General features: G+C 75.5%; 8 protein-coding genes. 3 read left to right on the top strand and 5 right to left on the bottom strand.

Annotation, left to right across the window (positions count from 1 at the left end):
- Positions 1–136 precede the first annotated feature (136 nt).
- On the bottom strand, positions 137–622 hold the full coding sequence (locus ACFVFS_RS31135; protein ID WP_380628165.1) for a hypothetical protein: 486 nt from the start codon (positions 620–622) through the stop codon (positions 137–139).
- 218 nt (positions 623–840) lie between these two features.
- Positions 841–2439 carry a CehA/McbA family metallohydrolase gene (locus tag ACFVFS_RS31130; RefSeq protein ID WP_380628164.1) on the bottom strand — a complete coding sequence of 533 codons (1599 nt, stop codon included), beginning with the start codon at positions 2437–2439 and terminating at the stop codon, positions 841–843.
- Between the two features lie 192 nt (positions 2440–2631).
- Here ACFVFS_RS31130 and ACFVFS_RS31125 point away from each other — a divergent pair, with 192 nt between their 5' ends.
- Positions 2632–3681, top strand: coding sequence for a polysaccharide deacetylase family protein (locus tag ACFVFS_RS31125; protein WP_380628163.1), 1050 nt, complete (start codon positions 2632–2634; stop codon positions 3679–3681).
- A 153-nt stretch (positions 3682–3834) separates the two neighbouring features.
- On the top strand, positions 3835–4491 hold the full coding sequence (locus ACFVFS_RS31120) for a hypothetical protein (protein WP_380628162.1): 657 nt from the start codon (positions 3835–3837) through the stop codon (positions 4489–4491).
- An 88-nt stretch (positions 4492–4579) separates the two neighbouring features.
- On the opposite strand, the gene ACFVFS_RS31115 is transcribed toward ACFVFS_RS31120, so the two are convergent.
- On the bottom strand, positions 4580–5812 hold the full coding sequence (locus ACFVFS_RS31115) for a sensor histidine kinase (RefSeq protein ID WP_380628161.1): 1233 nt from the start codon (positions 5810–5812) through the stop codon (positions 4580–4582).
- Between the two features lie 42 nt (positions 5813–5854).
- Positions 5855–6418 carry a hypothetical protein gene (locus ACFVFS_RS31110; RefSeq protein ID WP_380628160.1) on the bottom strand — a complete coding sequence of 188 codons (564 nt, stop codon included), beginning with the start codon at positions 6416–6418 and terminating at the stop codon, positions 5855–5857.
- Positions 6419–6671: 253 nt separating this feature from the next.
- Here ACFVFS_RS31110 and ACFVFS_RS31105 point away from each other — a divergent pair, with 253 nt between their 5' ends.
- Positions 6672–7238 carry a response regulator gene (locus ACFVFS_RS31105; RefSeq protein ID WP_380628159.1) on the top strand — a complete coding sequence of 189 codons (567 nt, stop codon included), beginning with the start codon at positions 6672–6674 and terminating at the stop codon, positions 7236–7238.
- 240 nt (positions 7239–7478) lie between these two features.
- Here ACFVFS_RS31105 and ACFVFS_RS31100 read toward each other — a convergent pair whose 3' ends face one another.
- Positions 7479–8114, bottom strand: coding sequence for a 4'-phosphopantetheinyl transferase (locus ACFVFS_RS31100; protein WP_380628158.1), 636 nt, complete (start codon positions 8112–8114; stop codon positions 7479–7481).
- Positions 8115–8123: the final 9 nt, after the last annotated feature.

Raw genomic sequence — 8123 nt, 5'->3', positions numbered from 1 at the left:
CGGCGACCACCTATATCTACACCCCCCCTATGGTCGGCTGCGTCTTTTGTGTATAAGAGACAGCCGTGAAACCCCCCGGCCCCCCGGCTCCGCCGGCCCCTCGGGCCGCCCCGTGGACCGGGGCGGCCCGCCGAGGTCACCACCCCAGCAGGTACGCCCCCCGCCGCAGCCCGGCCAGCACCGTGTCGGCCGTGACCTCGGCGTCGTCGCCGGCCGAGCCGTCCGTCTCCGCCACCGCGCCCCCGTTGAGCACCACGTAGTGCAGCGCCGCCCCCGTCGCCCGGCTCTCCCGGCGGAAGGCGTCCAGCGCCGTCGGCGCGACCGAGCCCTCCACCACCACCTGGTAGCCGCCCGAGGCGAACGCGAAGGCGGCCTGCGCGGTGGCGGCCAGCGCGGTCACGTTCTGCCGCCGCGCCTCCGGCCGGTCCGCCTCCACGTACCCCTGCCGGACCGACCGCCGGAAGTCCTCCGCGCGCAGGTGGACGCTCGGGAAGAGCGCGTCCGCGACCAGCGGGGCGACCGCGCCGCTCCCGGCGCCGGCGGCCGGGTCGGAGAGGACGACCACGCTGCCCGCCCCCCGTCCGCCTCCGAGCTCCGGCCCACCTACGGTCGTACGGTTCACAGCTGCTGATCCCTTCGCGGGCCGGGGACGGACGGGGAGCGGGGGCGGGACGGCCGGAGGGCGTGCGGGCAAACCCGGACATACGGACAGCCGACCGTCTCGTCATATGAGTGACTGCTGTCGGAGATCAACCTAGTCCACCGCACGCCCCGAAGTCCCCTCTCCCCGGACCTCCCGCCGTCCCCTCGCGGTCCCCCCGCTTCCCGGCCGCCTCCGCGCTACCTCCGGGTCCGCAGCACGATCGGATTGGTCAGCGCGGCCATCGGCCCCCACGGCAGGTCCGGGCCCATCGCGTTGCCCCGTCCCGGGGTCCCGTCCGCCTTCGGGTGGCGGACCTCGGCCCGGACGAACGCGGCGAGCGAGGCCGTGGTGCGCCACACCACCGTCCCGGCGCCCTCGGCCGGCAGCGACTCCTGGTGCAGCTGCCCCTCGTCGGTCAGGAACCGCACCGTGCCGTTCGGCACCCCGGAGACGGTGAGCCGGACGTCCACCGGCGCGTCCGCCGGGACGGCCAGCTCCTCGCCGATCCCGGCCTGCCGGCCGTTGCCGGTCGCGGTGAACTCCAGCTGGACGGCCGCCGACTCGGCCAGCCAGCTGCGGCCGGCGCGCAGGCCCGCCAGGACGTCGTCCCGGTTCAGGTCCTCGGCGAAGACCACCGTGTGCGGCGAGCCGATCACCTGCGGGACGCTGTGGGCGTCGCTGTTGCCGATCGCGGGCAGCCAGGACCGCCCGTCGCGCAGCGCCACCGCCAGCCCGGCGTCCCAGGTGTCCACCGCCGACTCGTCGTCGTACGTCCACGGGCCGTTCCACACCTCGACGGCGTCCGCGTCCTCGTACCCGAACTTCCACTGGCAGGCGACGTACGGGCAGTACGGGTGTGCCGGCACCACCAGCCCGCCCTGCCGCCGCACCTCGCGGGCGAACCGGGGGAAGGCCCCGTCGCGCGAGCGGTAGCGCCAGTCGACGAACCGGCCCGGCTGGAGCCCCAGCGCCAGCCAGTGGCCGTTGCGGGTGGTCACCTCCTCGCCGAGCACGATCAGCAGGTCGGGTCCGGCGAGCGGGCCCCACACTCCGTGGGAGGAGGTGGTGTTGTGGTCCGTCGACACGATGAAGTCCAGCTTCGCCTCGCGTGCGCCGTCGGCCACCTCGGCGGGCCGGCGGCGCCCGTCGGAGTGCACCGTGTGCAGGTGGCAGTCGCCCCGGTACCAGGCCCGCCCGCGGCCCCGGGCGCGCTCAGGCGGGTAGGCAGGGGTGAACTCGCCGCCCGGCGCGCCGAACCGCAGCGTCACGTCGACCCGGTACTCCAGCCCCTGCGGGGCCACCTGGTAGGGCCCCAGCACGACGTGCCACCGGCCCGGGCGGATCGGGCCCGGCAGGTAGCCGGGGGTGGCCTGCTCCCGGCTCACCGCGAACGACGTCCGGAAGCCGCCGGACCAGCCGCGGAAACCGCGCCCGCCGAGCTCGGTGCCGCGCTCGTCGAAGAGCCCGATGTCGCAGGAGTTGCCCGGGGTGCCGGGCGGGACGGCCGGCTTGTCGTACTGGTAGGAGACGGCGATCTCGCGGACGCCGGCCGGGACGTCGAAGGGGAGGTACACGAAGTCGGGGGCACCGGTCGCCAGCCTGCCGGTCAGCGCGATCGTCCGCTCGGTGCCCGCCCCGCCGTCGGCCGCCGCACCGTCGGCCGTCCCGCCGTCGTCCGCCCGGGCGACGCCCGCGGTCGCGGTGGCCGCCGCCACCGCCCCGAGCGCCCCCGCCGCCAGTAGTCCGCGCCGGCCCAGCCGTGCCGCCGTGCCGTCCTCGTGCCTGTCCTGCGCCATCGGGAGCCTCCGCTCTCGCCGGGATGTCAGCGGAGTCTCGTACCCTTCCCGATGAACCTCCGGTGAGCCGGGCCCCACGGCCGTGCGGCAGCCCCGTGAAGGCCGCGCCCGCTTGCACGGGCGGCCGCGGCGGCTCTGAATGGAGGGGCGTGGATCGGTGGTCCCTGACGGTCGGACAGGTTCGGAGCTCTCATGGCACTCAGTCGGCGGACCCTCCTGGCGGCCGCGGCCGGCACCGCCCTGGCCGGCTGCGCGCCCACCCCGGCCGCCCAGCCGCCGACGGCGGCGCCGCCCACCGAGGCCCCGCCCTCGGCCCCGCCGACGTCCGGTGCGCCTTCGCCCGCCGCCACCCCGTCCGCGGCCCCTTCGCCCTCGCCGTCCGCGACGCCCTCGCTGTCCGCGTCCCCCTCGCCCTCCGCGACCCCCTCCGCGACGCCCTCACCGTCCGCCGCTCCCTCCGTCAACGCCTCGCCCTCCGCGAGCCCGACACCCTCCGCCGCGCCCTCCGCGGCCGCCACCCCGTCCGGCGCGCCGCCCACCCGCGCGGCCGTCACCGCCCGCTACGCCGGTGCCGCCCCCACCGCCTGGGGCCTCGACGTCCCCGGCGTGCTCAGCACCCTCCCCAACGCCGCCGCCCCGGCCGTCGCCCTCACCTTCGACGCCTGCGGCGGTTCCGGCGGCTCCGGCTACGACGCGGCCCTCGTCGCCGCCCTCCGCGCCCACGGCGTCCCCGCCACCCTCTTCCTCAACGCCCGCTGGATCGACGCCAACCCCGGGGTCTTCGAGAACCTCGCCGCCGACCCCCTCTTCGAGATCGCCAACCACGGCACCGTCCACCGCCCGCTCTCCGTCACCGGCCGCTCCGCCTACGGCATCGCCGGAACCCGCGACCCCGGCGAGGTCTACGACGAGATCGCGGGCAACCTGGCCAAGCTCACCGCCCTCCTCGGCCACCCGCCCCGCTTCTTCCGCTCGGGCACCGCCCACTACGACGACGTCGCCACCCGGATCGCCGCCGACCTCGGCCAGCGGATCGCCGGATTCAGCACCAACGCCGACGGCGGTGCCACCCTCCCCGCCGCCCAGGTCCAGCGGGAGCTGGCCGCCGCCGCACCGGGCGGCATCGTCATCGCGCACATGAACCGGCCCGCCTCCGGCACCGCCCGCGGCGTCGCCGCCGCCCTCCCCGCCCTACTGGCCGCCGGCCGCACCTTCGTCCGGCTCTCCGACGCCTTCCGGTAGGCGGACCTTCCGCTCGGAGGAACGGGTCATCCAACAAATCTGGGATACCGGCGCACCCGTCGTGTCGGTGAGGATGCGAGACGCAACGCCCGCGCACTTCCGCCCGGGGCGCGCCCGCGTCCGGGCCGGCCGACGACCGACGGAGGAGTACGGATGACCCCCGCCCACAGGACGCGCCGCCGCACGGCCGCGACCGCGGCCGCCACCATGGCGGCCCTGGCCCTGCTGGAGATCGGCGGTGTCGGGGCCGCCACCGCCCACGCCGACACCCGCCCGCTGAGGACGAGTTGCAACCCCGCCGTGGACGCCCCGTGGGTGGACGTGATCACCACCCAGGTGGACCCGACCGTCACCGACTTCCTCCGGATGGTCGTCACCCCGGGATCCACCGGGACGCGCACCGACGGCCTGCCCCGGGCGGACTCGGTGACCACGTCCGTCGACGGCAACGCGAACATCACCGCCGCGGAGAGCGAGATCCTCCGCAAGGCCGAGGCGTGGGTCGGCTTCCCGGTCCAGACGACCACCTCGTCCACCAGCACCTCCACGGTCACCACCACGTGGAGCTACAACGAGCCCGACCGCTACGGCCTCTACCGGGGGACCCGCAAGGTCCGGGGCGAGTACGTCAAGTACGTCTGCGTCCAGACGGGCCCCGGCACCGGCTCGTGGGTCAGCGCCGTTCCGGGCGGCGGCACCACCGGGAAGTTCATCACGTACGGGTCCATGGACACCGGCATCGTCCGCTGCGCCCAGACCGAGGCCGCCGGAACGCTGCGCCGCGTCGCCCGGGACCGGCTCTTCTGCTGACCGACCGGTCCCGCGTCCGGGCGCCGGGCCGCCGTGGCCCCGGGACAGCGGCCCCGGGACACCGGTGCCCCGGCGTCCGGCCGGTGCCTCACCGCGGCACCGGCGCCGTGCCGCTCGCCGTGGACACCGGCAGCGCCGCCGCCACCCGGAACCCGGGCCCGTAGGGCTCCGCGCTCAGCAGCCCGCCGTACAGCGCCACCCGCTCGCGCAGCCCCAGCAGCCCGTGCCCGGTCGACAGCTCCGGGTGCGCCTCGGCCTCCCCGTCCGGCGGGCGCCCCGCGCCGTCGTCCACCACCTCGATCAGCAGCGCCCGGTCCCAGGTGATCCGCACCACCGCGTGGGTCCCCGGGCCGGCGTGCTTGGTGATGTTGGTGGCGGCCTCCTGGACCAGGCGGTAGGCCGTCTGGCCGACGCTGTCGTCGACCCGCAGCGGTGTGCCCCTGGTCTCCAGCGAGATCCTGACGCCGGCCTTGCGGACGTCCGCCAGCAGCTGGTCCAGATCGCCCAGCCCGTGGGTGTACCCGTCCTCGGTCGCCGCCTCCGAACTGCGCAGCAGCCGCAGCATGTGCCGCAGCTCGGCCATCGTCGAGCGGCCGAGGGCCTCGATGTTCGCGAACGCCTCGCCGCGGGCCGGATCCACCAGGGCCGTGGCCCGCGCCGTCTCCGCCTGCATGACGATCACCGCGACGGCGTTGGCGACGATGTCGTGCAGCTCCCGGGCGATCCGCACCCGTTCCCGGGTGACCCGCAGCCGCGCCTCGGCGACCTCCTCCCGGTGCCGCTGCGCCTCGGTCCTGGTCGCCAGGCTCCACCGGGCGAACCCCCACACCACCAGCGTCACCGGGACGTAGAACGCGATGTTCGAGACCAGCACGGGGACCGTCAACGGGCCGTGGTAGCTGCCGATCGTCTCGGCGATCGCCAGCCCCATCGGGACGAGGCCGAGCACCAGCACCGGCAGGGCGACCCGCAGGCGGTACTGCGCGGCGACGGTGTAGAGGGCGATCAGCAGACCGAAGCACGGGGTGTAGTCGATCGCGTCGGCGAACGACAGCAGATCGGAGGCGACGGCGATCGCCCACACCGCGGCGAACACCGCCAGCGGACGGCGGCGGCGCACCACCAGGGCCAGCGCTTCGGCGAGGGCGAGCAGCAGCATCCACATCCGCTGCCGCCAGTCCGCCCACGGGGCGATCAGCGAGCCGAAGTAGAACAGCTCCGGCATGACCGCGACCACGGCCAGCGCGGTGTCCTGCACCCACACCGACCGCAGCCACCGCGCCGCCCCCGGCGGCCGGGTCCGGCCCTGTTCCTGCGCCACCGACGTCATCACGACACCGCCGCCATCAGTCCACCGCCGTCGTCACGCGGCTGCCGTCTTCGGCGGCCTGCAGCAGACCCGGCTGCTGCAACAGGTGCCGGCCACGAACGTGCTGGTGCTCCCGGCGACCCCGACGAGCGACTCGGTGCCTCCGAGCCACCAGGTGTCCACCGACCCGGTCTTCTCCGGCGGCACCACCCGGAACCCCAGCTCGGCGTAGGTCGCCCACTGGTCCCCGTGGTTGCGCAGCAGGGCGTCGGCCAACTGCTCCTTGGTGACCTTCACGTCCGCCACCGGGAACGGCTCGTCCCAGACCAGCGTCAGCACCACCGCCGCCGTGGTGATCCCGTCCCCGTCGAGCGCCGCCACGCTGACGCCGCCGACCGGCACGTCCACGGACTTGTCCCCGCCCCCCGGCGAGCGCGATATCCGGGCGATGAACCTCCGCCACGGGTTGGCCAGGGCCTCGACCGGGTCCGGCACCAGGACGGTCGCCGTGCTCGTCAGCAGCCCGTACCCCAGCAGATCGCCGGCCACCGCGCCCTCCTCCTTGGTGTGCACGGTCACCGCCAGCGCGGGAACCCCGCTCACAGAATGGCTACTCATAGTGACACCTCGTGATCATCCCTGCCCGTGCTCCAGCCCCACGGGCGACGTACCACCACCCTCCCTCCGTCGTTGTCCCAGGAGCATGAGCCTCCGGCCCCAGCTCTGCCCCGACCTGCGGACTCCCCGATTCCGGCCCCGCTCGGTGGCGTTCCGTCATGGCATTTGTCACGGGCCGACCATGAGGATTCTCACTACCCTCGGTGAGTGCACGCACTACTGCCGCCCCGGGGTCGCTGAGAGGCTGAACCGCATGACCGAGCGCCTGCCCAGCCTCCGCCTCCTGCTGGCCGACGACGAGCCCGGCCGCCGGGCGGCGCTGGCCGCCCTGCTGGCCCTGGAGGAGGGCCTCGCCGTCGTCGCCGAGGCCGACTCCGCCCCGTCCGCGACGGCCCTGGCCGTGCGCCGGCGACCCGATGTCGCCGTCCTCGCCCTGCGCTCCCCGGCCCTCGACGGCTCACCGCTCCCGCCCTGCCCGACCGTGATCATCGCGACCCGCGACCGCCCGGGCGACCTGCGCCGAGCCCTGCGCGCGGGCGCCCGGGGCTTCCTGCCCCGCAGCGTCTCCGCCGCCGACCTCGCCCGCGCCGTCCGCACCGTCCACGCCGGCGCCCGCTACATCCACCCGGACAGCCTGGCCCCGGACACCACCGTCCTGACCGCCGACGAACTCGACATCCTCGACCTCGCCGCCACCGGCACCCCCACCGGCCTCCCCCCGGCCACCGTCCGCCGCCACCTCACCACCGCCGCGACCAAGCTCGGCACCACCGGACCCCGCGCCACCCTCCACCACGCCCGCCGCCACGGCTGGATCTGACCGCCTGTGGCGGAGACCGGCCGTCGAGCGCTGTTCTTACAAAGCAGATGTTGGTGGCAGGCCCCGGAACGGCGGTGGAGTCCGGTGCGCGGAGGGATCCCCTCGGCCCGGTGCGGGCGGCGGCTCCCGGGAAGGCGCGCCTCCCGGGCCGGCGGGCGCGGTTCGCCCGGGGCGGCCACGGGGCTTGGGGCGGCAAAGGGCCCACGCCCGGCGCCGTGGGCCGGGCGTGGGCCGGGCCGGTCACCGCAGGACGGTGATGGCCGTGGCGAGGTGGCCGTCGTGGACGCGCCAGCGGCCGGCGAGGGTGGGGAGGGGGGAGGGGACGAGGAGGGTGGCGGTGAAGGTGCCGTCGGGATCGAGGGTGAGCTCGGCTTCGGAGAAGTCCAGGAAGCGCCGGGTGAGGGGGAACCAGGTCTTGTAGACGGATTCCTTGGCGCTGAAGAGGATGCGGTCCCAGGGGACGTCGGGGTGGGCGGTGGTGAGGGCGGTGTTGCGCTGCTGTTCGCCGGGGAGGGCGATGGCGTCGAGGACGCCCTCGGGGAGGGGGAGAGCGGGTTCGGCGTCGATGCCGACGGAGAGGACCTCCTCGGCGCGGGCCACGGCGGCGGCGCGGAAGCCCGCGCAGTGGGTGAGGGAGCCGATGACGCCGTCGGGCCAGCCGGGGGCGCCGCGCAGGCCGGGGAGGAGGGGCTGGTACGGGACGCCGAGGCGGGTCAGGGCGAGCCGGGCGCAGTGGCGCACGGTGGTGAACTCGCGGCGCCGGGACTCGACGGCGGGGGCGATGACCGCCTGCTCCTCGGGTTCGAGGCGGGCCTCGGGCGGGTCGGAGTAGGCGGTCTCGACGATGACGGGCACGGGCAGGATTTCGCTGATCACTGTTCCCCC

Source organism: Kitasatospora sp. NPDC057692 (assembly GCF_042799475.1).
Taxonomy (GTDB): Bacteria; Actinomycetota; Actinomycetes; order Streptomycetales; family Streptomycetaceae; genus Kitasatospora.
This window is presented reverse-complemented; position numbering and strand designations above follow the sequence as displayed.